This is a genomic window from Streptomyces fulvorobeus, assembly GCF_013167895.1.
Classification (GTDB): domain Bacteria; phylum Actinomycetota; class Actinomycetes; order Streptomycetales; family Streptomycetaceae; genus Streptomyces; species Streptomyces fulvorobeus.
Map to the genome: position 1 here is coordinate 2,713,951 of NZ_BLWC01000001.1, position 24,600 is coordinate 2,738,550.

The following is a 24,600-nucleotide window of genomic DNA, read 5'->3' on the forward strand; positions in this document are numbered from 1 at the left end:
GGGCCGGACGGGCCCTACACGGCGGCCGGCCTCGCCAGGAACGCCAGCCGCGCCCGCTTCTCCGGCTTCTCGATCTCCGGGCCGAGCTCGAAGCCCGCCCGGACCAGCCGCGCGACGGCCCGCTCGTTGCGCGCGTCGGGTTCGACGACGATCCGCCGGTGCGCCGGGTCGCTGAAGGCGTGGCTGACGAGCACGGAGAGCAGCCGGCCGGTGTAGCCGGGCTCGGTGCTGTCGCCCGGGCCTACGAAGAGGTGGACGCCGAAGTCGCCGGGCCGCACCTCGTAGCACTCGCCGAGCGGGTCCTCCGCCGGGTCGTACGTCTGGAAGATCGCGACCGGGACGCCGCCGCGGAGCGCCAGGTAGCCGTGGTGGGTCGTCAGCGAGTCAAGGAAGGTGTACGCCTCCAGGACCTCTTCGCGGGTCGAATCGCTCATGCCCCAGAACCGGGCGCGCTCCTCGGAGACCCAGCTGTGGATGAGGTCGAGGTCGGCGGCCGGGTCGATGGCGACGAGCCGCACGGTTCCCAGACCCTCGACCTCCTGCTCGTAAACGGTCTCGCGCTGGGCGGGGACGGCGGCGCGGGCGGCTGCGGTCACTTCGGCTCTCTCCTCGGGTCGGTCGCGGTGCAGCAGGTTCCAGTCGGTGACGACGGGGGCGAGCTCGCCCCGCGTCCACAGCGGGAGCTGGTCGCGGTGGTGGGCGTCGCCGGGTATCCCGGACGCCCCGAACGGGATCACCCACAGGCTGTCCTCGCGACGCGCCAGGTCCCATACGTAGCGGGCGGCCGGGCCGCGCGCGCTGTGGTCGGTGACGCCGGGGACGCTGGAGGTGGACAGGACGCAGTCGTGGTCGCCCGCCAGTCCCGGCCGGCTCGCCGCCGGGTCGGGGTCGGTGCCCGGCCACGCCTGCCAGGGCGCCAGGCGGTGCACCTCGCCCCAGGGCGGGGGCGGGTTCCCGTCGCCGTACCGGGCCGCGACCGCCTCGACGGCTCCGGCCACCGCGGCCAGCCGGTCCTCGTACGGGAGGAGCGCGGGTCCGAGCAGCGTCTCCAGGGCGTACCCGACCCTCGGCACCGCTGCGAGCCAGGGGCGGAACAGCTCCGGGTGGGCGGTGCTGCGGACGGGGTCGGCGGCGCCCGTGACGGGGGCGAGCGCGGGGTGGGCCGCCAGTCGGTGCACGACCTCCGCGCGCAGCGCCGAGTACAGGGTGGCGTCCGTGCTGTCGGCGTCCATGTGCCGGTCCCAGCGGAGCAGTCCGCCGCGCAGCTCCGTCGCCCGGGGCCCGAGCCCGTCCGTTTCGGCCAGCAGGCCCAGCAGGGGGCGTGCGGAGTCCAGACGGGTGTCGGTGTGGATGGCGGCCATGTCCGCGGGGGCCCAGCGCGCCTGTCCGCCGAGCAGTTCGCGTATGCGGTCGGCCCGGTGCGCGGGCGCGAACTCGACGCCGAACGGCGCGGCGATCCCGCGTTCGTTGGCCATGACCGCCGTGCCGGTGGCATCGGCCCCTGAGCCGGTGCGCGGCATGGGCGAGTGCCGCCCGCGCCAGGCGTACGCGGGGTCGTCGGCGGGGACGACCCGGAGCTGGTTGGCGCGTGCTCGCAGCGGTACGTGTCCGGCGACGCGGTGCAGGGTCGCGCCGGTCGTGTCGGCGGCGAGTACGACGTTGACGGGTTCGGCCCAGCCGTCGAGCGCGGTGTCGAGGTCGGCGACGGTCCGGGCCCGGAGGAGCGCGGGCAGCGCCTCGAAGCCGAGCTCCCCGGTGACGCGGGGCGGGTAGCGGAGACTGACGCAGAACGCGCCGGCCCCGCCGTCCGGGGCCTCCGCTGCCGCCCCCGTCTCCTCTCCCGCTTCCGGTCCGCCGATGATCACCGGGCCGCGTGCGGTCTCGACGATCTCGACGGTCACCGGTGCGCCGCCCGAGACGGTGATCGTCTCGGTGTGTGCCGTGGCCGTCTCCCAGCCGTCCGGGCCGAGCGCCTCGACGCCGCCGTCCCGCGTACGCCGCAGCCGCTCCCGGTAGAGGTCCTGGTAGTCGGCCATGGCGTTGGTGATGGCCCAGGCGACGCCGCCCGTGTGGCCGAAGTGCGCGATCCCCGGGACGCCGGGGACCGCGAGGCCCAGCACGTCGAACTCGGGGCAGGCGAGGCGGATCTGCTGGTAGACCCCGGGGTCCTCGATGAAGCGGTGCGGGTCGCCCGCGACGACGGGGGCGCCGGTGACGGTGCGGGTTCCGTCGAGCAGCCAGCCGTTGCTGCCGGAGGTGCCGGGCCCGTCCAGGGCGAAGAGGGTGATCCTGTCCTCTCCGAGTCGGCGGGCGACCTCTTCGCGCCAGAGTTTCGTGGGGAAGCCGGCGAACAGGATGTGGGTGGCGAGCCAGACGCCGAGCGGGGTCCACGGCCGCCACCGGCCGGGGGCTACCCCGGCGGCTGCGAACTCCGGTGCCCGTGCGGCGCCTTCGTCCAGCCCGGCGTTGATCCCGTCCACGTAGGCGCGCACCCAGTCGGCGGTCTCCGGGTCGAGGCGGGACAGCCGGTCGAAGCAGCGGCGGGCGGTGTCCTCCAGCCTGGCCTGCCGGGCGAACCGGTCCCAGGCGAGCGCCTCCTCGCCGAGGAACGCGGCGGTCGTGCCCTGGAGCCGGTGGCGTTCGGTCTCGACCTGCCAGGCGCGGTCGGTCGCCGCGTTGTGACCCTGTGCGCGGGCCAGCGCGAGCGCGCTGTCCGCACGCAGGTGGGGTATCCCCCAGTCGTCCCTGAAGACCTCGAAGCCGGTCTCGGCGGCCGTTGATCCGTCCACAGTCCCCATCCCACCTCCCGAGCACCGCGTTCCGGCGCTTTTCAGCCACTCCCCGGGCATCTTAATTTAGGTTAGCCTAACCTAAAGGGTTTTCCGGGTGGGGACAGGGAAGGGACGCAGTCGTGGGTCATGGCTGGGAGGGCGTCGTCCTCAAGCTGATGCGGGGGCGCGATTTCACGTTCACCGTCACGGGGTCCGAGCAGGTCACCGAGGACTTTCACCGGGTGCATGTGAAGGACGGCGGACTGCTCTCCGCGAGCGGCGGCGCACACCCCACCATGTGGGTACGCATCTGGTTCGAGCAGGCCGGAAAGCCGCACCAGCGCGCCTACACCCTGGTCGATCCCGACCCGGTCGCCGGGACGTTCAGCCTGGAGTTCGCGCTCCACGACGGTGCCGCGAGCCGCTGGGCCCGTTCCGCCCGGCCGGGCGACACCATCGACGCGACCCTCCAGGGCTCCGTCTTCACCCTGCCCGAGCCCCGCCCCGCCCGGCTCTTCGTCGTCGGCGACGCCGCCTCGCTCCCGGCGGTCAACTCGCTGCTGGACGCGGTCCCACGGACGCCCGCGACCATCTGGTTCGAGACGACGCACGCCTCCGACGAGAAGCTCCCGTTCCGCCTGGACCCGGCGCACCACACCCTGCACAGGGTCCCGCGCCGCGAGGCGGGCGCGCACCTGGTGGCCGAGGTGAAGAAGGCCCTGCCGGAGCTGCTGGGCGAGGACGCGTCCGACGCGTACGTCTGGATCGCCTGCGACACGGCGACGACCAGGACCCTGAGCGCGTACGCCCGCAAGGACCTGACCGTCCCGAAGGACCGTGTGAACGCCCTGGGGTACTGGCGCGCGACCTGAGCCGTACCGCCGCGGCCGCAGCGTCCCTCAGTCCGCGACCACCAGCGCCGGGGTCTGCCGGGTCAGCACCTCGCCTCGGAAGAACGCGGGGCTGCGGCGCTGCATCACGACCATCAGGACGCCGCCGAGCAGCAGCAGTCCGACGGCGATGACGAAGACCGATCCGACGCCGAGGACGGAGGAGCCCGAGCCGTACGCCGGGTCCCACATGTCGTACAGGGTCTTGCCGAAGACCGCGGTCAGCAGGATGCCGCCGAGGACCGGGCACAGGCCCTTGTAGACGAGGTCGCGGGCGGAGCGGAACAGCTCGCGGCGGAAGTACCAGGCGCAGGCGAACGCCGTGATCGAGTAGTAGAAGCAGATCATGAGGCCGAGCGCGTAGATCGTGTCGACGAGGACGTTCTCGCTGACCAGCGTCATGACGGTGTAGAACGTGCCGGTCGCCACGCCCGCCGTGACCGTCGCGCGGCCCGGGGTCTTGAAGCGCGGGTGGACCGTGGCGTACGAGCCGGGCAGCGCCTCGTACGAGGCCATCGCCAGCACCGTGCGGGCCACCGGGATGAACGTGGTCTGGAGGCTCGCCGCGGCCGACGCGAGGACCGCGACGAAGAGCAGGATGCCGAGGCCGGGCCCCATGACCGGGCCCGCGAGCGCGGCGAAGACGTTGTCGGAGGTCTCCGGGTTGGCGAGGCCGAGGCCCGCCTCGCCGGAGCCGACCATCATCTGGGCGGCGATGCCGGTGGCCAGGTAGGAACCGACCAGGACGACCATCGCGATCAGGGCGGCCCTGCCAGGGGTCTTCGCGCTGCCGACCGTCTCCTCGTTCGTCGTCATGCAGGCGTCCCAGCCCCAGTACATGAAGATCGAGAGCGAGAGGCCGGCGGTGAAGGCGGCGAAGGACTGGACGGCGAACGGGTTCATCCAGGACCAGGAGAAGTCCATGCCCGTCTCGAACGCACCGCTGCCGGCCTTCTGGAAGGCCATGACGACGAAGACGGCGAGGACCACGAGCTGGAGGCCGACCAGGGCGTACTGGATGCCCTTCGTCGCCGTCATCCCGCGGTAGCTGATCGCGGTGGCGACGGCGATCAGGACCAGGCAGGTGAGGATGTGGACCGGCTTGCTGTCGTCCAGGGCGGCGACCGAACCGCTGCCGGTGATCTCGCCCGCCAGGAGCCAGAAGTACGAGGTGGCGACGCCCGCCAGGTTCGACAGGACGATGATCGTCGCGATGACCAGGCCCCAGCCGCACATCCAGCCGACGCGGGGGCCGAACGCCTTGACCGTCCAGGTGAAGGAGGTGCCGCAGTCGGGCATGGCCCGGTTGAGCTCGCGGTAGGCGAAGGCGACCAGCAGCATCGGCAGGAAGCCCGCGAGGAAGACGGCGGGCATCTGCACGCCCACCTCTCCGGCGGTGGAGCCGAGTGTGGAGGTCAGGCAGTACACGGGGGCGACGGTGGAGACGCCGATGACGGCGCTGCCCATCAGACCCACGGAGTTGCCCCCGAGGCCCTTGCCGCGTACACCGCCGTCGGCAGGGGTCGTTCCCCGTACCGTGTCTCCGGCCTGTGGCCGCGCGTCCAGCTGAGTCATGAGGAGGACGTTAGGCGCTGCGATATCCACATCCGGAGGTTGAGACTCCACCGTCTCACCCTTGGATTGAAGGTGAATATCTCCTTACGGCCTGATGAAATCAAGGCGGGCACGTACTGCGGCCTGGCGATGATTGACCAACGGGCCCCGCGACTCCCGTGCGAGAACCGCAGCACTGTCCCTTTTGCCCCGAATCAAAAGTTTCCCGTCCCTGTCCGCATCCCGAACAGCGACCGCTGCTGCTGCCGGAACGGTCCGAGGAGCCGGGCGTCACTCCGGGTCGCCCGGGCTCAGGAGTACCGGAACACCGTCCGTCCCGGCAGACCCCGCCGGCATCTCGGCTACGTGCGGTACAGCTCCTCGATCTCCGCCCTGAAGTCCTCCTCGATCACCGTCCGTTTCAGCTTCAGGGACGGCGTCAGATGGCCGCTCTCCTCCGTGAAGTCCGTGGCCAGGACGGTGAACTCGCGGATCGACTCGGCGCGCGACACCAGCCGGTTCGCCTCGTCCACCGCGCGTCGCAGCGCCGCACGCAGGTCCTCGTCGTTCACCAGGTCCCCCAGCGGTACGTCCCGCTTCCCGTGCATCCGGCGCCAGTGCGCGAGGCCGTCGGGTTCCAGGGTGATCAGCGCGGTGATGAAGGAGCGGTTGTCGCCGACCACCATGCACTGGCTGACCAGCGGGTGGGCCCGCAGCCAGTCCTCCAGCGGGGCCGGGGTGACGTTCTTGCCGCCGCTCGTGATGATGATGTCCTTCTTGCGCCCGGTGATCGTGAGGTAGCCGTCCTCGTCGAGCGCGCCCAGGTCACCCGTGGCGAACCAGCCGTCGTCCAGACACGGCACCGCCGCCCCGCTCGCCGGGTCCCAGTAGCCCTGGAACACCTGGCCGCCGCGGAGCATGACCTCCCCGTCGTCCGCGATCCGCACGGCCGTCCCGGGCAGCGGCCAGCCGACCGTGCCCAGGCGGGGCCTGAGGGGCGGGGTCACCGTGTGGGCCGCGGTGGTCTCCGTCAGGCCGTACCCCTCGAAGACCTCGATGCCCGCGCCCGCGTAGAACGCGGCGAGCCGGTGGCCGAGCGGGGAGCCGCCGCAGATGGCGTACCGCACGTGCCCGCCGAGCGCCGCCCGGATACGCCGGTAGACCAGCGGGTCGTAGAGGGCGCGGGCCAGGCGCAGGCCAGGCCCCGGACCCGGGCCCGTACCGTGTTCGGCGGCCTCGACCGCCTCGCCGTAGCGCCGGGCGACGCGGGCGGCCCGGTCGAACGACGAGACCCGGCCCATCCTCTCGGCCGTGGCCCGGCCGGTGTTGTACACCTTCTCCAGCACGTACGGGATGGCCAACAGGAAGGACGGTTTGAAGCCCGCGAGGTCGGCGAGCAGGTCCTCGGTCCTGATGGAGGGGGCGTGCCCGAGCCGCACCCTCGCCCGCAGGCAGCCGATGGCGACCATCCGGCCGAAGACGTGCGAGAGGGGCAGGAAGAGGAGCGTGGAGGCCGGGTCCCTGGAGACGGATCTGAAGACCGGGTGGAGCAGCTCGATGGCGTTGTCGACCTCGGCGAAGAAGTTGCCGTGCGTGAGGACGCAGCCCTTGGGGCGGCCCGTGGTCCCGGAGGTGTAGACGAGGGTGGCGGGGGTGTCCGGACCGAGCGCGGCCCTGCGGGCGGTGACGGCTTCGTCGGAAACGTCCTCGCCGAGGGTCCTGAGCCGGCCGACGGCCCCGGAGTCGAACTGCCAGAGGTGTAGGAGATCGCCGAGCTGCTCGCGTTCCCGGCTGACCATGCGGGCCTGTTCGGCGGTCTCGACCGCGCAGGCGACAACCCCGGCGTCCTGGAGTATCCACCGCACCTGGAACGCGGAGGAGGTCGGGTAGACAGGCACGGTGACGAGCCCTGCCGCCCAGCACGCGAAGTCGAGCAGCGTCCACTCGTACGTCGTACGGGCCATGATCGCGACCCGGCCGCCGGCCGGCAGGCCCTCGGCGATCAGCCCCTTGGCGACGGCGGTCACCTCGGCGGCGAACGCGGCGGCCGTCACGTCCTGCCAGCTGCCGTCCGGCTGCCTGCGGCTGAGCACCGCGTCGCCCGGGGCCTCGCGGGCGTTGTCGAAGGGGATGTCGGCGAGTGAGCCGTGCGGGACGTGCGGGGCGAGCGCGGGTACGGAGACCTCCCGTACCGTGCCGTCGGCCGCCCTGACCTTCGTCGGTTCGACGAGGACGGGGCGGGGAGGGGTGGCGTCGGCGGGTGCGGAGACTGGCATCGGCACGTGCGGCTCCTCATCGGGGCGGGGCGGGGCGGTCGGGATGCGGCTGCCGCCGGTGACCGCCACCCGGCGCGGTCACGGAAGTGCCGGCGGGACCACGGCGGCCGGCTCGTCCCGACCGGACCCGGGCAGCTCATCTCGACCTACAACTGACTCCTGAGTAACCTTACTCAGAAGTAAATCTACGACCGAGCAGGAGTCCGGACAATGGCCGACCACTGTCTGCACGTCGCCGGCGCCGCACCCGGCCGGTTCCTGACCCGCGCCCTCGGCCTGCCGCAGCCGGCGCCCCTGCGGCGGGGGTCCCTGGAAACCCCTGCTCCCGCAGGCCCGTTGCCGTACCTAGCCGCGGGTCCCTCCGCGCACGCGGAGGGACTGGGCGCGCTCCTGCGCGCCACCGGCACCGCGGTCACCGACCGGGCCGGGCGCCCCGTCGGCATCGTCGTGGACGCGACGGCCGTCACCACCGCCGCCGGACTCGGCGAGGTGCACGCGGCGCTCCACCCCGTCGTACGCTCCCTCGCCCCCGGCGGCCGGGGCCTTGGGGTCTGCGGCCAGAGCCTGCTGGGAGCGTGAGGCGGATGCCGAGCCCGGTCGCCTCCCTGGTACGCGGAGCCGTCACGTCCCCGTTCAAGCGCCCCGGCCGGCCGGGCGCCGCGCTGCCCACCAGCCGGATCACCCTCCCGCCCGCGCCCGTCGTGCCCGGACACCTCGCCGCGTACAGCAGGATCTGCGGCTTCTCCGAGTCGGGCGCGCTGCCGCTCACCTACCCCCACGTCCTGGGTTTCGCCCCGGCCATGCGGCTGATGACGCGGTGGGACTTCCCGCTGCCGGTCGTCGGGCTCGTCCACACCTGGATCGAGATCACCCGCCACCGGGCCCGCAGCCACGGGAGGCGCTGGAACTGACGGTGTACGCCGAGGAGCTGACCGCTCATCGGCGGGGCACCGAGGTCACGATGGTGACGGAGGCCCGGCTCGCGGGCGAGCTGGTCTGGGAGTCCCGGAGCGGCTACCTCTCCCGCCACGCACCGACGGCGCCCCACGCGCAGACCACGCCCGCGCGGACGCCCGCGCCCGCCGAACTGCCCGCCCTCGCCGAGTGGCACCTGCCGGCCGATCTCGGGCGGCGTTACGGCGCCGTCTCAGGCGACCGCAACCCGATCCACCTCCACCCGCTCACCGCCCGCCTCCTCGGCTTCCCCGGGCCGTCTCGCACGGCATGTGGACCGTGGCCCGCTGCCTCGCCGAGACGGACGAACCCGGCCGCGTCCGGCATGTGCGGGCCGACTTCAGGGCCCCGGTCCTGCTGCCGTCCACGGTGACATACGCGGCGGACGGGGCGGGCTCCGCCTTCCAGCTGCGTGCCGACGGACGGGTCCGTCTCACCGGGACGACAGCCCTGGACGCGTGAGGAGCGCTTACGCCTGGGCCTGCCAGGGACGGCCGTTCATCAGGTTCTCCAGGCCGGCCCAGGAGAAGTTCATCAGGGTGGCCGCGGCCTCCTTCGCCGAGACGCCTGGGGTGTCGTTCGCCCACCCGGCCAGGGCCTCGGCGGCCCCCACGAGCGCCTGCGCGAGACCGGCGACATCCCGGTCCGGGAGCGCGCGATCGCGGTGCGCCTCGCGCGCGGCGGCCCCGATCAGACCCGTCACGAACGCGACGATCTCGTCCCGCATGGCCGCGACCTCGGAGGCGAACGGCTCCCCGTGCGTCCGCGCCTGGCGGTGCAGCACCGCCCAGCCGTCCGGGTTCTCCGCGGTGTGCGTGAAGAACGCGTTCAGCCCGGCCCACAGCTGGCGGTCGGCGGGCAGCCCCGGCTGGGCCCCGGCCCGCACCGCCTCCGCCAGCGCCTTCGCCTCGCGGCGGATACAGGCGGTGAAGAGTTCCTCCTTGGAGTTCAGGTACAGGTAGACCAGCGGCTTGGACACCCCGGCCAGCTCGGCGATCTCGTCCATCGAGGCGGCCCGGTAACCGAGCTGCCCGAACGTCCGCACCGCGGCATCCATCATCTGCCGCTCGCGCACGGCGCGCGGCATCCGTTTGCTCTTCACCACACCCACGACCTGATCCTCCCGCCCCCGGCTGTGCCACTCATCGGCAAGGGTATCCAGATGCCCGGCGCCGGACGCGCGAGTGCCCCGGATCGGCTGATCCGGGGCACTCGGCGGGGAGCGGGCGGTGCGCCGCCTAGGCGGGGACCGGTACGGCGTCCTTGCGGTCCGCGTCGGCGGGCGCCTCGGCGTCGGCGTCGGGGTACCCGTCGACCGGGGAGGCCGAGGCCGAGTTGTACGCGTCGAGGTCGAGGATCTTCTCGCGGGAGGCGACGATGACCGGGACCAGCGCCTGGCCCGCCACGTTCGTGGCGGTGCGCATCATGTCCAGGATCGGGTCGATCGCCAGCAGCAGGCCGACGCCCTCCAGCGGGAGGCCCAGCGTCGAGAGGGTCAGCGTCAGCATGACCGTCGCACCGGTGAGGCCGGCCGTCGCCGCCGAACCGATGACCGAGACGAACGCGATCAGCAGGTAGTCACCGATGCCCAGCTGCACGTCGAAGATCTGCGCGATGAAGATCGCCGCCAGCGCCGGGTAGATCGCGGCGCAGCCGTCCATCTTCGTGGTGGCGCCGAACGGCACCGCGAAGGACGCGTACTCCTTCGGGACACCGAGACGCTCGGTGACCTTCTGGGTGACGGGCATCGTGCCGACCGAGGAGCGGGAGACGAAGGCCAGCTGGATCGCGGGCCAGGCGCCCTTGAAGAACTGGAGCGGGCTGACCTTGGCCACCGTCGCGAGCAGCAGCGGGTAGACGCCGAACATCACCAGGGCGCAGCCGATGTAGACGTCGGCGGTGAAGGTCGCGTACTTGCCGATCAGGTCCCAGCCGTAGTCGGCGATCGCGTAGCCGATGAGGCCCACGGTGCCGAGCGGGGCGAGGCGGATGACCCACCACAGGGCCTTCTGGAGGAGCGCCAGGATCGACTCGCTGAGGGCGAGGATCGGCTTGGCCTTCTCACCGAGCTGGAGTGCGGCGATACCGGCGACGGCCGCCATGAAGACGATCTGGAGGACGTTCAGCTCGGTGAACGGCGTGATGACGTCCGTGGGGATGATGCCGGTCAGGAAGTCGAGCCAGGAGCCGGAGCTCTCCGGCTTGGCGCCGTCCTTCGGGGTGAGGCCGGTGCCCGCGCCCGGGTTGGTGACCAGGCCGATCGCGAGGCCGATGGCCACCGCGATGAGCGAGGTGATCATGAACCAGAGCAGGGTGCGGGTGGCCAGCCTGGCGGCGTTGTTGACCTTGCGCAGGTTGGTGATCGACACCAGGATCGCGAAGAAGACGAGCGGCGCGACGGCCAGCTTCAGCAGCTGGACGAAGATGTGGCCGATCTGGTCGAGCGTGGTGTACAGCCAGTCGATGTCCTGGCTGCGGGCGAGCCAGCCGAGGAGGACACCGAGGACGAGGCCGGTGACGATCTGGGCCCAGAACGGGACCGTGGGTATACGGAAACCGGTACCGGAGCCGGAGGGCTTACCGGTCTCGGTGGTGGTCGCGGGGTTCGCGGACACGGACACACTCCTGTGGGGACGCAGGGCGTACGAGGACAGACGTACGGTCGTGCGGTCGAACGGGGACGGGGTGCGGCGCCCGCGACAGGGGCGGCGCCGCTGCATGATGCCGGTTCAGACGTTGCGGCAACAGACCGCGGACATACAGCGGCAGAGATCGACGTGCAGGCGCGCCACGAGCGGAGTGCTCGCGGCATGACGGGGGCGCACTGCTGTCTTCATGCTGAACACGTTAACACTTGTACTTTGAGAACCTCAAAGCTCTTCTTTGGCAGGAGGGCCCGGCCCCGCGCCCCGGCACTCCCGTCCCCGCCACCGGGGAACGGCGGAACCCCGGCGCTGGAGCGGTGGCTCCGGCGCCGGGGTTCCGGGTGATCGTGTGCGCCCGGGGGCGCGAGTGTGAGGAAGCTTACGTTCCGCTTACCGTCCGGAGCCGCGGAGGGCGCCGGAGGCGGCGGACCTACTGCACGGCGTCCTCACGGGTCCGGTTCGCCTCCAGGCGGGCCTTGGTCCGGTCGACCTTGGAGACGAGCTGGGCGGACATCTCGTCACGCTGCTTGCGCAGGAGTACGTAACTGAGCGGCGCCGAGAGCAGCAGGCCCAGGAGGAGCACCCAGACGAAGTTCGAACCCTTGACCCCCGCGGGCATGATCCCGAAGTGCACGGCCACCCCCGCGGCGAGGAAACAGCCGACGAAGATCAGCAGACGCAGCGCGGTGTACCGGATCGTTGCGCTCGGCTTGGCAGCGGACACGGCTGACCCTCTCTCTACGTACGACTGGTACGACACGTCACAGAACCATCCCGTCCAGTGAAGCATGACCCGAATTCACGTGGTTCAGGGGGTTCCCGGCCCCGCCGCGCGGCGGGGGAAGGAGCGGGAGCAGCATGGTGATGTCGTCGCGGTCGTCGCCCGGGGCGACCCGGATCGCGCCCGGCACCCGCCCCACCTCCCGGTAGCCGCAGGAGGCGTAGAAGCGGTCGGCCCCGGTACCGCCCCGGCACCCCAGGCGGATGGCCTCGACGCCCTCCATCCCGCGGGCCGCCTCGGCCGCCGCCGCCATCAGCTCCCGGCCCAGGCCCCGGCCCTGGAGGCGGGGATGGACCATCACCGTGTGCAGGAGCACCCAGTGGGTCATCAGCCGGTGGGCGGGGCGGGCGAGGAAGGCGGTGGCCGCCACCCGGCCGCCCTCGTCGCGGCCGACGAGGAGCCGGGTGCGGCCCTCCGTGATCGCGGCGAGGTGCTTGAGCAGTTCGGACCGGATCTCCTCGGGCTTCGCCGGCGGTACGAACCCCACGGCGCCGCCCGCGTCGGTGACGTCGGCCCACAGGGCGGTGATGCCGTCGTGCAGGGGTCGGCCGAAGGCGGGGTCCAGCTCAAACGTAAGCGCCATATCCGGATCGTAACCATTACACCCGCGCCCCTCAATCAGCGTCCGAAACGCGAGAAGGCCGCTCGGCGGGAGACCGGCGCACGAGGCGGCCGACGCGAGCGAGCCCCGGCCGGCGGCCGGGGCTCGCTCCCGTACGGAGTGGCTGCGGACGTCAGACCCGCATCGGCTGCGGCTCCTCGCGCCGGCCGGCGTCGGGACCCGGGTACTCCCGCAGGATCTCGTACCGGGTGTTGCGCTCCACGGGCCGGAAGCCCGCGTCACGGATCAGCTCCAGCAGATCCTCACGGCCGAGCTTGTTCGGCGTGCCGTAGTTGTCCGCGTCGTGCGTGATCTTGTACTCGACGACCGAGCCGTCCATGTCGTCGGCGCCGTGCTGGAGCGCGAGCTGGGCGGTCTGCACACCGTGCATCACCCAGAAGACCTTGACGTGCGGCACGTTGTCGAACAGGAGCCGCGAGACCGCGAAGGTCTTCAGCGCCTCGGCGCCCGTCGCCATCGTCGTCCGCGCCTGGAGCCTGTTGCGGACCTTGCCGTCCTTCATGTCCACGAAGTCGTGCTGGTAGCGCAGCGGGATGAAGACCTGGAAACCACCGGTCTCGTCCTGCATCTCCCGCAGCCGCAGCACGTGGTCGACGCGGTGACGGGGCTCCTCGATGTGCCCGTACAGCATCGTCGCCGGGGTCTTGAGACCCTTCTCGTGCGCGAGGCGGTGGATGCGCGACCAGTCCTCCCAGTGGGTGTTGTGGTCGACGATGTGCTGGCGGACCTCCCAGTCGAAGATCTCCGCGCCGCCGCCGGTCAGCGATTCGAGACCGGCCTCGATCAGCTCGTCGAGGATCTCGGAGGCGGTGAGCCCGGAGATCGTCTCGAAGTGGTGGATCTCCGTCGCCGTGAACGCCTTGAGCCCCACGTTCGGCAGGGCTTCCTTCAGCGCGCTGAGTGAGCGCGGGTAGTAGCGCCACGGCAGGGTGGGGTGCAGCCCGTTGACGATGTGCAGCTCGGTGAGGTTCTCGTTCTCCATCGCCTTGGCGAGGCGGACGGCCTCCTCGATCCGCATCGTGTACGCGTCCTTCTCGCCCGGCTTGCGCTGGAACGAGCAGTACGCGCAGGAGGCGGTGCACACGTTGGTCATGTTGAGGTGACGGTTGACGTTGAAGTGCACGACGTCGCCGTTCTTGCGCGTGCGCACCTCGTGGGCCAGTCCGCCGAGCCACGCCAGGTCGTCGGACTCGTAGAGGGCGATCCCGTCCTCGCGGGTCAGCCGCTCGCCGGCCCGGACCTTATCCTCCAGCTCGCGCTTGAGTCCCGCGTCCACTAGGGCGCCTCCCATATCTCCGTGTATCAGCCTTCGACCACCGTACGCCTACGACTCCTCCGGCAGTTCTCCGACCCGGTTCTCCCACTTCGTGGACAGCACGATCGTCGTACGCGTCCGGGAGACCCCCTTCGTACCGCTCAGCCGGCGGATCGTCTTCTCCAGGCCGTCCACGTCGCCGACGCGGACCTTGAGCATGTACGAGTCGTCGCCCGCGATGAACCAGCAGTCCTCGATCTCCGCCAGCTCCTTCAGCCGGTGCGCCACGTCCTCGTGGTCGGCGGCGTCCGAGAGCGAGATGCCGATGAGCGCCGTGACCCCGAGCCCGAGCGAGGCGGAGTCGACGGTGGCGCGGTAGCCGGTGATGACCCCGGCGCTCTCCAGCCGGTTGATGCGGTCGGTGACGCTGGGCCCGGAGAGCCCGACGAGCCGCCCCAGCTCGGCGTACGAGGCCCTGCCGTTCTCTCTGAGGGCCTGGATGAGCTGCCTGTCCACCGCGTCCATATGCCTGGAACCTTCCATCGTTCAGCAGTACCGCGAGCTTGTGTACAGAATCTAAGGCATGCAGGCTTCAATTCCTACGAATCAAGCCTAAAGCGCGATCATCACCGTGTACCGGACCGGGAGCCGCCGAGCTCCCCCTCCCAGCGGCGGTAGAGCTGGTGCGCCACCCCCGCCGCGTCCAGCACCCGCCCCGCGACGAAGTCCACCAGATCCTGGATGTGCGTCGCCCCCGCGTAGAAGGCCGGAGAGGCCGGCAGCACCACGGCCCCCGCCTCGTCGAGCGCGACCATCTGCTTCAGCGTCTGACCGCTGAGCGGGGTCTCACGCACCGCGACGACCAGCCTCCGCCGCTCCTTGAGCGTGACGCTCGCGGCCCGCTGGAGCAGGTCCTTCGACAGACCGAGCGCCACCCCGGCCACACAGGCCGTCGACGCCGGGACGATGAGCATCCCCCGCGCCGGATACGACCCCGAGGAAGGGCCGGCCGCCAGATCCCCGGCCCCCAGTGCCGTACGCGGTCGAGATCGGCGTCACTCACCGCGAAGGTGCCCGCCTTCCCGTCCGCCCCCCGCGCCAGCCAGACCCGCAGATCCTCACGCCAGTGCGCGTCCCGGAACGCGATGCCGGTCTCGTCCAGCAGGGTCAGCCGCGAGGCGCGGCTGACCACGAGGTCCACGCTCTCCCCGGCGGCGAGCAGCCCGCGCAGGACGGAGGCGGCGAACGGGGTCCCGGACGCGCCGGACACCCCGACAATCCAAGGCCGCCGCTGCTGTTGGCTCATCGAAGTCCCGGGTTTCACACAGGTGAGCCTATCCGGCACCCCGCGTCAGGAACCGAGTCAGGGCCCCGGGGCGTTCTGGGAGGTGAGGGGCAGGACCGCGCAGGCCCGGGACAGGGGGAACCATGACCGGTATCCGTAACTCCGCCACCGCCCGCGCACGGGCCGTCACGGCCGGCGCGCTGATGCTGGGCTGGGTCGCCCTGCTGTGGCTGCTGGAAGGCGTCGACACGGCGACGGGGCACGCACTCGACCCCTACGGAATCAGCCCGCGCGAGCCCGCCGAGCTGCTCGACGTCGTGCCGTCCGCGTTCCTGCACAGCGGCTGGGACCACGTGGCGTCCAACAGCGTCCCGCTGCTGGTGCTCGGCTTCATCGCGGCGCTCGCCGGACTGCGCAGGTTCGCCTGCGTCGTCCTCACGGTCATCGTCACCGGCGGCCTGGGCGTCTGGCTGACCGCCCCGCCCCACACCGTCACCCTCGGCGCGTCCGGAGTGGTCTTCGGCCTCTTCGGCTATCTGCTCGTCCGCGGCTTCGTGGACCGGCGCCCGCTCGACATCGTGGTCGGCGTGGTCATCGCCGCGCTCTACGGATCGATCCTCTGGGGCGTCCTGCCGACCGACTCCGGAGTCAGCTGGCAGGGGCACCTCTTCGGCCTGGTCGGCGGGGTGGTGGCGGCCTTCGTCTTCCGCCGCCCCCGCACCGGCGCCGTCACGGTGTGAGGCCACGCACCAGCAGGTCCAGCAGGGCGCACGCGAACAGGGCGATCCCGATGAACCCGTTGACCGAGAAGAACGCCCGGTTGAGCCGGGACAGGTCGTGCGGGCGCACCACCCGGTGCTCGTACACGAAGGCCACGGCGACGATCACCATGCCGGCCCAGTACAGCAGCTCGGCCCCGGTCGCGACTCCGAACCAGACCAGCATCCCGGTCGTCACCACATGGCAGACCCGCGCGCCCCACAGCGCCGCCGGAATCCCGAAGCGCGCGGGGAACGAGCGCACCCCGTGCGCACGGTCCGCCCGTACGTCCTGGCACGCGAAGATCAGGTCGAACCCGCCGATCCAGATCCCCACGGCCAGCCCCAGGATCACCGCGTCCCACGACCAGCTGCCCGTCACCGCGATCCAGGCGCCGATCGGCCCCATGGCCTGCGCGAGACCCAGGATGGCGTGCGGGAAGTCCGTGAACCGCTTGCCGTACGGGTAGACGACCATCGGCACCACGGCGATCGGCGCCAGCACCAGGCAGAGCGGGTTCAGCAGGGCCGCCGCGCCGAGGAACACGACGAGCGCGACGAGCGCCCCGGTCCACGCCGACCGCACCGACACCACGCCGGTGACCAGTTCCCGGCTCGCGGTCCGGGGGTTACGGGCGTCGATCTCCCGGTCGATGATCCGGTTGGCGGCCATCGCGAACGTCCGCAGCCCGACCATCGCCAGCGTCACGAGCAGGAGCGTGACCCAGTGGATGTTCTCGTCCACCTGGTACATCGCGGTCAGCGCCGCGATGTAGGCGAACGGCAGCGCGAAGACCGAGTGCTCGATCATCACCAGCCGGAGGAACGCCTTGGTCCGGCCCGGCCGGGGCGGTGCGGCGGCCGGGCCGCTCACCGGCCGTACCCCCTCGCCCGCGGATCGTGCCTCGCTCACAGGCCGTACTCCTTCCAGCGCCGGTCGACCCTGGCGGCCGTCTCCGGGTCGGACTCCACCATCTCGGGCCAGCCGCCGTCCCGCGTGTACCCCTCCTCGGGCCACTTCATCGTCGCGTCGATGCCCGCCTTGCCACCCCAGAACTGCTGGTAGGAGGCGTGGTCGAGGTGGTCGACCGGGCCCTCGGTGACGGTCAGGTCCCGTGCGTAGTCGGTGTTGCCCAGCGCCCGCCACGCCACTTCGTGGAGGTCGTGGACGTCACAGTCGGAGTCCACCACCACGATCAGCTTGGTGAGCGACATCATGTGCGCGCCCCAGATCGCGCTCATGACCTTCTGCGCGTGCTTCGGGTACTTCTTGTCGATCGAGACGATCGCGCAGTTGTGGAAGCCGCCCGCCTCCGGCAGGTGGTAGTCCACGATGTCCGGCACGATGATCTTCAGGAGCGGCAGGAAGAACCGCTCCGTGGCCCGGCCGAGCGGCCCGTCCTCGGTCGGCGGCCGGCCCACCACGATCGACTGGATCAGCGGACGCCTCCGCATGGTCACGCAGTCGATCGTGAGTGCGGGGAACGGTTCCTGCGGCGTGTAGAAGCCGGTGTGGTCACCGAACGGACCCTCCGGCAGCATCTCCCCCGGCTCCAGCCACCCCTCGATGACGACCTCGGCGTGGGCCGGGACCTGGAGCGGCACGGTCTTGCAGTCGACCATCTCGATCCGCTTGCCCTGGATGAATCCGGCGAAGAGGTACTCGTCGATGTCACCGGGCAGCGGCGCCGTGGAGGCGTACGTCACGGCGGGCGGCGCCCCGAAGGCGATCGCGACGGGCAGCCGCTCACCGCGCTTCGCGGCCACCTGGTAGTGGTTGCGGCTGTCCTTGTGGATCTGCCAGTGCATGCCGATGGTGCGCTTGTCATGGCGCTGAAGGCGGTAGAGCCCCAGGTTCCGGATGCCGGTCTCGGGGTGCCTGGTGTGCGTGAGCCCCAGGTTGAAGAACGAGCCGCCGTCCTTGGGCCAGGTGAAGAGCGCCGGCAGCTGCTCCAGGTCCACGTCGTCGCCGATGAGGACGACCTCCTGGACGGGGGCCTGGCCGGACTTCACCTTCTTCGGCGGCACGTGCGTCATCGAGCCGAGCTTCCCGAACGCCTCGCGGACCCCGACGAAGCCGTGCGGCAGCTCCGGCTTGAGCAGCCCGCCGATCTTCTCGCTGATCTCGGCGTACGAGGTCAGCCCGAGGGCCTTGAGGAGCCGCCGGTCCGTCCCGAAGACGTTCATGGCCAGGGGCATGGTCGCCCCCTTGACGTTCTCGAAGAGCAGCGCGGGCCCGCCCGCCTTGTTCACCCGGTCGACGATCTCGCCGACCTCCAGGTGCGGGTCGACCTCGGCCTTGATGCGCTTGAGATCGCCCTCGCGCTCCAGAGCCCGGAGCAGGGAGCGAAGATCGTCGTAAGCCATGGGAGCCAGTTTGTCATCCTCCCCGCCGCGACCCGCCAGGGCTACCCCACCTCAGCCGACGACCACTGCGGTCGCTCACCGGGCGGCGGTCCCGGAACGCCCGCCCGACGGCTGGTCGGGGACGGTTACCGGGGTGCGTCTCGTGGACCCCGTGCGGCGTCACGTCGCGGAGGCCGAGGGCGCGCGGCCCGCATGGCGGAGCCGTACCCCGATCTGCTCGCCGCCAGTTCCCACCTGCTCGCCGTGGGACGTCGCTGACACCCGATACCCTGGCCCCGTCACCGGGGCTGGACACCGCGCCCCCTCACCTCTTCTCGGGGGACCCTTCCACCATGATCAGGGCCTTGATCTACCTTCTGCCGCTGGCACTGACGATCTACGCGTTCATCGACTGCCTGAACACCCCGGAGGAGGAGACCAAGCACCTTCCGAAGGTGGCCTGGGTCTTCATCATCCTGCTGTTCTGGATCGTGGGCCCGATCGTGTGGCTCGCCGCGGGCAAGGTGCGCGCCGCGCCCGGCGCGGGCCGTACGGCTTCGGGGTGGCGCCGCGACCCCCGTCAGAGGTGGGTCGCGCCCGATGACAACCCGGACTTCCTGAAGTCGCTCAAGGACGGGAACGAGAAGGACGGGACCGCCCTGGAGGACTGGGAGGCCGACCTGCGCCGCCGCGAGGAGGAGCTGAAGCGCCGCGACGGTGAGGGCGGCGCCTCGGAGGACCCGAAGCCGCCGAAGGACTGAGGGCCGGACGTGCGCGAGGCCGGGTCGCCGTCGCGCGACCCGGCCTCACCTCACGCCCTCACGCGCGCTACACGCCCGCGTACGAGTGCTTGCCGGTGACGAAGATGTTGACGCCGTAGTAGTTGAACAGCCAGCAGCCGAACGCGATCAGCGCCAGGTACGCGGCCTTGCGGCCCTTCCAGCCCGCCGTGGCGCGAGCGTGCAGGTAGCAGGCGTACGCGACCCACGTGATGAAGGACCAGACCTCCTTGGGGTCCCAGCCCCAGTAGCGGCCCCACGCGTCGCCCGCCCAGATCGCGCCCGCGATGATGGTGAACGTCCACAGCGGGAAGACGGCCGCGTTGACGCGGTAGGAGAACCTGTCCAGGCTCGCCGCCGCGGGCAGCCGCTCCAGCACCGAACGCGCGAAGGCGCCGGGCGAGCCGCCGTTGGCGAGCTTGTTCTCGTAGCTGTCGCGGAACAGGTAGAGCAGCGTGCCCACCGCGCCGAGGTAGAACACGGCACCGCAGATGATGGCGGTGGACACGTGGATCCACAGCCAGACGGAGTCCAGCGCGGGGACCAGCTGGTCGCTGTCGGTGTAGAGCGTGGTGGTCGCGATGCCCAGGTCCAGCAGGACCGTGGTGACGAGCATCAGGCCCATCCAGCGCACGTTCTTCCGCAGCGCGAGGAGGAGCAGGTAGGTGCCGACCGCCACCGTGGAGAAGGTGATCGAGAACTCGTACATGTTGCCCCAGGGGGCCCGCCGCACCGACATGGCGCGGGTCACGACCCCGCCGGCCTGGACGAGGAACGCCACCACGGTCAGCGAGACCGCGATCCGCCCCCACAGGTCGCCCTTGAAGGTGCCGCCGGCCGCTCCGGGGCCGTCCGGGACGTCCCGGGTCCCGGCGGCGGACCGCGTCACGATCTTCGGGCGGTCCAGGACGGCGGTGGCACCGCCCTTCCCCGTGACCCGCGCCGTCACCGCGGGCGCCGCGGACGCGGGCCCCGCGGCCAGCGCCGCCGAGGTGCGGCCGACCTTGCTGCGGCTGCCGAACACCCACTCCGCGATGTGCGCGAAGAAGGCCAGGGTGTAGACGGCCATCGACGAGTAGATCAGCACGTTGCTGGTGTTCGCCAGGCTCTCGTTGGTTGCGGCGGCGAGATTCACTTCTCAGCCCCTTCGGCAGGTTCTTCGGAAGGTTTTTCGGAACCGGACCCGGAAGCGCTCTCCGGGATGTTCGTGGCATCGGGCGCGGTGGGCGCCACGGTGTGGAGCTCGCCCGCGAGTTCGCCCAGTTCCTCGGGGAGCCGCGCGGACTCGCTGCGGCCGAGGCCGGCCATCTCGACGACGGTGACGCCGTCCGTTCCCCGGACCGCCCTGACCCACACGCGGCGGCGCTGGATGAACAGCGATCCGGCGAGCCCGGCGATGGCGGCGACCGCCCCGCCCAGCGCCCAGCCGGTGCCAGGCTGCTCGGAGACCTGGAAGCTGGCCCATTCCTCGACGCTCTCGAAGGTGATCGAGCCCGCGCCGTCCGGCAGTTCCATCGTCTCGCCGGGAAGCAGCCGCTTCTTGAGCTTCTGCCCGTCGCCGTCCGTGAACTCCTTCATCTCCGAGGAGTCCAGCTGGTAGACGTTCTGCGGGAGCCCCGAGTCGACGCCGAGGCTGCCGTGGAAGCCGTTGAGGGCGAGCACCGGGAACTCGGCGCCGGGGAACTGCGAGAACATCGTGCCCTTGCCCGCCCCCGCGAACGTCGGGACGAAGAACGCCTCGAAGCCCAGCTGGGTCTTCTCGCCGTTCTTGTCGCGGTAGCCGTCCATCACCTTGATCGCACCGGTCGAGGTGATGTTGTTGTCGATGGGCAACAGCGGTACGGCGGCCCGGTAGACCACCTTGCCGCTGCCGTCCTTGACGGAGACGACGGGGGCGTACCCGTGCGCGATCAGATAGATCTTGGTGCCGTCGACGACGAGGGGTTCGTTGACCCGGATGACCGACTTCTCCGGCTTGCCGTCCACCCCCTCGGCGTACGTCACGCGGGCCTCGAAGGTGCGCGGGGTGCCGCGCTGGGGGCCGTTCTTCTCGTACGTACCGACGAAGTCGTCGAGGGTGAAGCTGAACGGGACGAGCGAGCCGTCGTCGTAGAGCGAACCGGACTTGAAGTCGTCGTACTGCGTGAGCGTGTTGGAGAAGCCGTCGCCCTCGACGATCAGCTTGCCGCCCTCGGACTTGAGGAGCTGCCCGGCGGCGAAGGCCACCAGCATCACGATGAGCGCGATGTGGAACATCAGGTTCCCGGCCTCGCGCAGATAGCCCTTCTCCGCGGCGACCGCGTCACCCACCGCGTGCGTACGGAAGCGCCGCTCGCGCAGGATGCCGGCCGCGGCCTCACGGACCTCCTCCGGCCCGGCGCCGGTACGCCACGTCGTGTACGCGGGGAGCCTGGTGAGCCGCCTGGGGGCGCCCGGCGGGCGGCTGCGCAGCTGGCCGGCGAACTGGTAGGTGCGCGGGACGATGCAGCCGATGAGGGAGACGAACAGCAGGATGTAGATCGCGGAGAACCACACGGAGCTGTAGACGTCGAACAGCTGGAGCTTCTCGTAGACCGGGGTGAGCGTGGTGTGGGCCCGCTGGAAGTCCTGCACCTTCAGCTCGTCCACGCTGTTCTGCGGGATCAGTGAGCCGGGGATCGCGCCCAGCGACAGCAGGAAGAGCAGGATCAGCGCGACCCGCATCGAGGTGAGCTGGCGCCAGAACCAGCGGACCCAGCCGATGGCACCCATCGCGGGGAGCGTGCCTGCGGACTCCTCGCGCGGGGCGGTGGAGAGCTGTTCCCCGGCCGCGCCGAGTTCGCGCTCTTCCGTGGTGTTCGTGTTGCTCATGGACTCAGATCCCCACAGTGAAGCCGTTTGACCAGATCTGCATCTCCTGCATGAGGGAGTCCCAGACGCCCGTCAGCAGGAGGATTCCGGTCGCGATCATCATGCCGCCGCCGATGCGCATGACCCACGCGTAGTGGCGCTTGACCCAGCCGAACGCGCCGAGCGCCTTGCGGAAGGCGACCGCCGCCAGGACGAACGGGACACCGAGTCCCAGACAGTACGCGACGGTCAGTACCGCCCCGCGTCCGGCGGTGGCCTGCTGGGCCGAGAGCGACAGGACGGAGGCGAGCGTGGGGCCGATGCAGGGCGTCCAGCCGATCCCGAACAGGGCGCCGAGCAGCGGGGCGCCGGCCAGTCCGGTGACCGGCCGCCTGTGGAAGCGGAACTCGCGCTGCGTCACACCGGGCAGCAGCCCCATGAAGAAGATCCCCATGAGGATCATCAGGGCGCCGAGGATCTTGTTGAGCACCCCGGCGTGCACCTGGAGCTCCTGGCCGAAGTAGCCGAAGAGGGCTCCGGTGGAGGCGAAGACGACGGTGAAGCCGAGGACGAAGAGCGAGGCTCCCGCCACCACCCTGCCGCGCCCGGCCTCCGCCAGGTCGGTGCCGCTGACCCCGGTGACGTAACTCAGGTAACCGGGGACCAGCGGCAGGACGCAGGGCGAGAAGAACGAGACGAGGCCGCCGAGCAGGGCGATGGGAACGGCCATCAGCAGGGCGCCGCTGAAGACGGTCTCGTTGTACGCGGCGAGGGTGGTCACCGGGTCACTTCTCCGCGATCAGCGGGTCGATCATCTTGCGCAGGTCCTCCGCGTTGAGGGCCTGGAGGGTGCGGGCGGCGAGTCTGCCCTCCCGGTCGATGACCACGGTCGAGGGGATGGCCACCGGGTTCAGCGTGCCCTTGGGGAAGCGGAGGATGAGCTTTCCCGTCGGGTCGAAGAAGCTCGGGTAGGTGACGCCGTAGTCCTTCTCGAAGTTCACCGCGGCGGACCTCTCGGGGTCCCGGGTGTTTATGCCGATGAACTGGACGCCCAGGTCCGCGGTCTCCTTCGACACCTTCGCGAAGTGCTTGGCCTCCGCGCGGCACGGACCGCACCACGATCCCCAGACGTTCAGTACGACGACCTTGCCCTTGTGGTCGGCGACGTCGAGGCGCTTGCCGTCCAGGGTGGTGCCGTCGAGCTTCGGCGCGGCGGTGCGCTCGCTCCTGGCCACGGTGGAGACTCCGCCGCTCCCCGTCACGAAGTTCGTGTTGCCGCCGCCACCGGCCTCACTGCCGTCCCCACCGCACGCGGACAGGGCCAGCGCCGCGGCCGCGATGGCGGCGAGCGGGATGCAGCGGCGTCGGTGTGCGCGACCAAAGCTCATGTGAAAAGTTTCGCATGGGTGTTTCGAGGATCTTGCGCGCCCCCCTCGGTGCCCGGGAAGCCCCTTGTCAAGGCTGTGTGAAGAAGGCGTTCCAGCCTCCGGCCGGTGACTGGCCGACGTCGAGCGTACGGAGCTTCGCGAGCACCGCCGGGTCCTGTACGTCGAGCCAGTCGACGAACTGCCGGAAGGAGACGAGCCGCACGTCGGGCTCACCGGCGATGCGCTTGATCACTTCTTCGACGGCGTCCATATATATTCCGCCGTTCCACTCCTCGAAGTGGTTGCCTATGAAGAAGGGCGCGCGATTCGACTCGTACGCACGCCGGAAGCCGTTCAGGTAGGCCCCCGCCGCCTGTTTCCGCCAGCCCGGATAGCGGGAGGGCATGCCCTTGGTGGAATTCAGCGACTGGTTGGCGAGGATGTTGTAGTCCATCGAGAGGACTTCGAAGGAGTGCCCCGGGAAGGGCATCCCCTGGAGGGGGAGATCCCAGAGTCCCTGGCGCTTCCCCGGCCAGACCTGCCGGCCGCCGGGTGAGCTGGCGTCGTACCGCCATCCCAGCTTCTTCGCCGCGGGCAGGAGGGCGTCCTGGCCGAGCAGACAGGGCGTGCGCCCGCCGATCAGTTCCTTGCGGTAGTCGAACGGCAGCGGATCGGGTCCGGCCCAGCCGGTGTTGGTCCGCCACTCGGTGACGAAGGAGACCGCCTGGCGGATCTCGCTCTCCCACTGCGCGGGCGACCAGGTGGCGACCGATCCGGGACCACCGCAGAAGTGCCCGTTGAAGTGCGTGCCGATCTCGTGGCCGTCGAGCCACGCCTCGCGGACGTACCTCAGGGTGTCCCTGACGTGGTCGTCGGTGAGGTAGCCGATGTCGGAGGCGCCGCGGGGGTTGTTCGGCGGACGGTAGAGCGACTTCTTCGACTCGGGCAGCAGATACAGCCCGGAGAGGAAGAAGGTCATCGCGGCGTCGTGTTCCCTGGCCAGTTCGAGAAAGCGCGGGAAGAGCCCGTTGCCGACCTCGCCCGCCCCGTCCCAGGAGAAGATCACGAACTGCGGCGGCTTCTGGCCTGGTTCCAGAGGCACGGGGGCGGTGGGCTGGTGGGGCTGCTTTCCGGTGTCGGCGGTCGAGCCGTCCCCGATCAGTCCGGTCCTGTTCTTCGGAGGCCGGGCAGCGGGCCTCTTTCCGTCGCCGCCCGGACCGCCGCCGGAGATATCCCCGTGCCCCGGTTTCTCTTTACCGAGGGGATCACAGCCGGAGAGCCCGATGGCGGCAGCGGCTCCCAGCCCGGCGCTCAGCAGGCCCCTTCGCTCGATCTCGCGCATATCTCCCCATCCGCGTCGTTCACCTCACACCGATACGACCGGCGAGGGCTTAGATGTCCGGAGTCGAACGGGGGTTCCGGAAATGGGAACAAAGATCGGGCGCACACGTCAGCGGCGGGTCGGGGACCAGGCGGCGTCCCGGTGGT

At 70.9% G+C, this 24,600-nt stretch carries 19 protein-coding genes and 4 pseudogenes; 6 read left to right on the forward strand and 17 right to left on the reverse strand.

The window, feature by feature from the left end:
* Positions 1-14: 14 nt before the first annotated feature.
* A complete protein-coding gene (locus Sfulv_RS12185) occupies positions 15-2,798 on the reverse strand; it encodes a GNAT family N-acetyltransferase (RefSeq protein WP_256668891.1) in 2,784 nt (927 codons plus the stop codon).
* Between the two features lie 113 nt (positions 2,799-2,911).
* On the opposite strand from Sfulv_RS12185, the gene Sfulv_RS12190 reads away from it, so the two are divergent.
* Positions 2,912-3,643: a siderophore-interacting protein gene (locus tag Sfulv_RS12190; RefSeq protein ID WP_173313714.1), complete on the forward strand. Its 732-nt coding sequence runs from the start codon at positions 2,912-2,914 to the stop codon at positions 3,641-3,643.
* Positions 3,644-3,670: 27 nt separating this feature from the next.
* Here the strand turns inward: Sfulv_RS12190 and Sfulv_RS12195 are convergent, their stop codons facing one another.
* Entirely contained in the window at positions 3,671-5,236 is a 1,566-nt protein-coding gene (locus Sfulv_RS12195; protein ID WP_173313715.1) for an APC family permease, read from the reverse strand.
* Positions 5,237-5,577: 341 nt separating this feature from the next.
* Complete coding sequence (locus Sfulv_RS12200) at positions 5,578-7,491, reverse strand: AMP-dependent synthetase/ligase (protein WP_173317776.1); 1,914 nt, start codon at positions 7,489-7,491, stop codon at positions 5,578-5,580.
* A 210-nt stretch (positions 7,492-7,701) separates the two neighbouring features.
* On the opposite strand from Sfulv_RS12200, the pseudogene Sfulv_RS12205 reads away from it, so the two are divergent.
* Together Sfulv_RS12205 and Sfulv_RS12210 are read left to right on the forward strand one after the other, a co-directional pair.
* A pseudogene (locus Sfulv_RS12205) lies at positions 7,702-8,031 on the forward strand (3-oxoacyl-ACP reductase); the annotation flags it as partial.
* 44 nt (positions 8,032-8,075) lie between these two features.
* A pseudogene (locus Sfulv_RS12210) lies at positions 8,076-8,907 on the forward strand (MaoC/PaaZ C-terminal domain-containing protein).
* 7 nt (positions 8,908-8,914) lie between these two features.
* On the opposite strand, the gene Sfulv_RS12215 reads toward Sfulv_RS12210, so the two are convergent.
* The 7 genes and pseudogenes from Sfulv_RS12215 to Sfulv_RS12245 form a co-directional block, all read right to left on the reverse strand.
* On the reverse strand, positions 8,915-9,532 hold the full coding sequence (locus tag Sfulv_RS12215) for a TetR/AcrR family transcriptional regulator (protein ID WP_173317778.1): 618 nt from the start codon (positions 9,530-9,532) through the stop codon (positions 8,915-8,917).
* Between the two features lie 151 nt (positions 9,533-9,683).
* A complete protein-coding gene (locus Sfulv_RS12220; protein ID WP_173313717.1) occupies positions 9,684-11,060 on the reverse strand; it encodes a dicarboxylate/amino acid:cation symporter in 1,377 nt (458 codons plus the stop codon).
* A 460-nt stretch (positions 11,061-11,520) separates the two neighbouring features.
* The gene (locus Sfulv_RS12225) at positions 11,521-11,814 is read right to left on the reverse strand and encodes a DUF4229 domain-containing protein (protein WP_173313718.1); all 294 of its coding nucleotides are present in this window, start codon (positions 11,812-11,814) and stop codon (positions 11,521-11,523) included.
* Between the two features lie 37 nt (positions 11,815-11,851).
* Entirely contained in the window at positions 11,852-12,454 is a 603-nt protein-coding gene (locus Sfulv_RS12230; protein WP_173313719.1) for a GNAT family N-acetyltransferase, read from the reverse strand.
* 151 nt (positions 12,455-12,605) lie between these two features.
* Complete coding sequence (gene mqnE / locus Sfulv_RS12235) at positions 12,606-13,769, reverse strand: aminofutalosine synthase MqnE (protein ID WP_173317781.1); 1,164 nt, start codon at positions 13,767-13,769, stop codon at positions 12,606-12,608.
* Positions 13,770-13,817: 48 nt separating this feature from the next.
* Complete coding sequence (locus tag Sfulv_RS12240; protein ID WP_173313720.1) at positions 13,818-14,273, reverse strand: Lrp/AsnC family transcriptional regulator; 456 nt, start codon at positions 14,271-14,273, stop codon at positions 13,818-13,820.
* Positions 14,274-14,374: 101 nt separating this feature from the next.
* Positions 14,375-15,054 (reverse strand): annotated as a pseudogene (locus Sfulv_RS12245) (UbiX family flavin prenyltransferase).
* Positions 15,055-15,176: 122 nt separating this feature from the next.
* Here Sfulv_RS12245 and Sfulv_RS12250 point away from each other — a divergent pair.
* The gene (locus Sfulv_RS12250) at positions 15,177-15,773 is read left to right on the forward strand and encodes a rhomboid family intramembrane serine protease (RefSeq protein ID WP_173313721.1); all 597 of its coding nucleotides are present in this window, start codon (positions 15,177-15,179) and stop codon (positions 15,771-15,773) included.
* Here Sfulv_RS12250 and mqnP read toward each other — a convergent pair.
* Positions 15,763-16,665: a menaquinone biosynthesis prenyltransferase MqnP gene (gene mqnP, locus Sfulv_RS12255; RefSeq protein ID WP_173317783.1), complete on the reverse strand. Its 903-nt coding sequence runs from the start codon at positions 16,663-16,665 to the stop codon at positions 15,763-15,765. The two genes, Sfulv_RS12250 and mqnP, sit on opposite strands and share 11 nt — an antisense overlap.
* Before the next feature lie 35 nt (positions 16,666-16,700).
* On the reverse strand, positions 16,701-18,158 hold the full coding sequence (locus tag Sfulv_RS12260) for a menaquinone biosynthesis decarboxylase (protein ID WP_173313722.1): 1,458 nt from the start codon (positions 18,156-18,158) through the stop codon (positions 16,701-16,703).
* 183 nt (positions 18,159-18,341) lie between these two features.
* Here Sfulv_RS12260 and Sfulv_RS30300 point away from each other — a divergent pair.
* Positions 18,342-18,416 (forward strand): annotated as a pseudogene (locus tag Sfulv_RS30300) (methyltransferase); the annotation flags it as partial.
* Positions 18,417-18,490: 74 nt separating this feature from the next.
* Positions 18,491-18,898: a PLD nuclease N-terminal domain-containing protein gene (locus Sfulv_RS12265; RefSeq protein WP_173313723.1), complete on the forward strand. Its 408-nt coding sequence runs from the start codon at positions 18,491-18,493 to the stop codon at positions 18,896-18,898.
* A 67-nt stretch (positions 18,899-18,965) separates the two neighbouring features.
* Here Sfulv_RS12265 and ccsB read toward each other — a convergent pair whose 3' ends face one another.
* The 5 genes from ccsB to Sfulv_RS12290 form a co-directional block, all read right to left on the reverse strand.
* Positions 18,966-20,051: a c-type cytochrome biogenesis protein CcsB gene (gene ccsB, locus Sfulv_RS12270; RefSeq protein ID WP_173313724.1), complete on the reverse strand. Its 1,086-nt coding sequence runs from the start codon at positions 20,049-20,051 to the stop codon at positions 18,966-18,968.
* Positions 20,048-21,766 carry a cytochrome c biogenesis protein ResB gene (gene resB, locus Sfulv_RS12275; RefSeq protein WP_173313725.1) on the reverse strand — a complete coding sequence of 573 codons (1,719 nt, stop codon included), beginning with the start codon at positions 21,764-21,766 and terminating at the stop codon, positions 20,048-20,050. Before resB ends, ccsB begins: the two co-directional genes overlap by 4 nt.
* Positions 21,767-21,770: 4 nt before the next feature.
* The gene (locus Sfulv_RS12280; protein WP_173317785.1) at positions 21,771-22,475 is read right to left on the reverse strand and encodes a cytochrome c biogenesis CcdA family protein; all 705 of its coding nucleotides are present in this window, start codon (positions 22,473-22,475) and stop codon (positions 21,771-21,773) included.
* A 55-nt stretch (positions 22,476-22,530) separates the two neighbouring features.
* On the reverse strand, positions 22,531-23,133 hold the full coding sequence (locus Sfulv_RS12285) for a TlpA family protein disulfide reductase (RefSeq protein WP_173313726.1): 603 nt from the start codon (positions 23,131-23,133) through the stop codon (positions 22,531-22,533).
* Between the two features lie 67 nt (positions 23,134-23,200).
* The gene (locus Sfulv_RS12290) at positions 23,201-24,454 is read right to left on the reverse strand and encodes a polysaccharide deacetylase family protein (protein WP_173313727.1); all 1,254 of its coding nucleotides are present in this window, start codon (positions 24,452-24,454) and stop codon (positions 23,201-23,203) included.
* Between the last annotated feature and the right edge of the window lie 146 nt (positions 24,455-24,600).

Bases quoted from the DNA above. Each gene is read 5' to 3' on its own strand.
- Sfulv_RS12185 (WP_256668891.1), bottom strand. From the start codon at position 2,798: ATGGGGACTGTGGACGGATCAACGGCCGCCGAGACCGGCTTCGAGGTC.
- Sfulv_RS12195 (WP_173313715.1), bottom strand. From the start codon at position 5,236: ATGACTCAGCTGGACGCGCGGCCACAGGCCGGAGACACGGTACGGGGA.
- Sfulv_RS12200 (WP_173317776.1), bottom strand. From the start codon at position 7,491: ATGCCAGTCTCCGCACCCGCCGACGCCACCCCTCCCCGCCCCGTCCTC.
- Sfulv_RS12215 (WP_173317778.1), bottom strand. From the start codon at position 9,532: ATGCCGCGCGCCGTGCGCGAGCGGCAGATGATGGATGCCGCGGTGCGG.
- Sfulv_RS12230 (WP_173313719.1), bottom strand. From the start codon at position 12,454: ATGGCGCTTACGTTTGAGCTGGACCCCGCCTTCGGCCGACCCCTGCAC.
- Sfulv_RS12240 (WP_173313720.1), bottom strand. From the start codon at position 14,273: ATGGACGCGGTGGACAGGCAGCTCATCCAGGCCCTCAGAGAGAACGGC.
- Sfulv_RS12250 (WP_173313721.1), top strand. From the start codon at position 15,177: ATGACCGGTATCCGTAACTCCGCCACCGCCCGCGCACGGGCCGTCACG.
- Sfulv_RS12260 (WP_173313722.1), bottom strand. From the start codon at position 18,158: ATGGCTTACGACGATCTTCGCTCCCTGCTCCGGGCTCTGGAGCGCGAG.
- Sfulv_RS12265 (WP_173313723.1), top strand. From the start codon at position 18,491: ATGATCAGGGCCTTGATCTACCTTCTGCCGCTGGCACTGACGATCTAC.
- resB (WP_173313725.1), bottom strand. From the start codon at position 21,766: ATGAGCAACACGAACACCACGGAAGAGCGCGAACTCGGCGCGGCCGGG.
- Sfulv_RS12280 (WP_173317785.1), bottom strand. From the start codon at position 22,475: ATGGCCGTTCCCATCGCCCTGCTCGGCGGCCTCGTCTCGTTCTTCTCG.
- Sfulv_RS12285 (WP_173313726.1), bottom strand. From the start codon at position 23,133: ATGAGCTTTGGTCGCGCACACCGACGCCGCTGCATCCCGCTCGCCGCC.
- Sfulv_RS12290 (WP_173313727.1), bottom strand. From the start codon at position 24,454: ATGCGCGAGATCGAGCGAAGGGGCCTGCTGAGCGCCGGGCTGGGAGCC.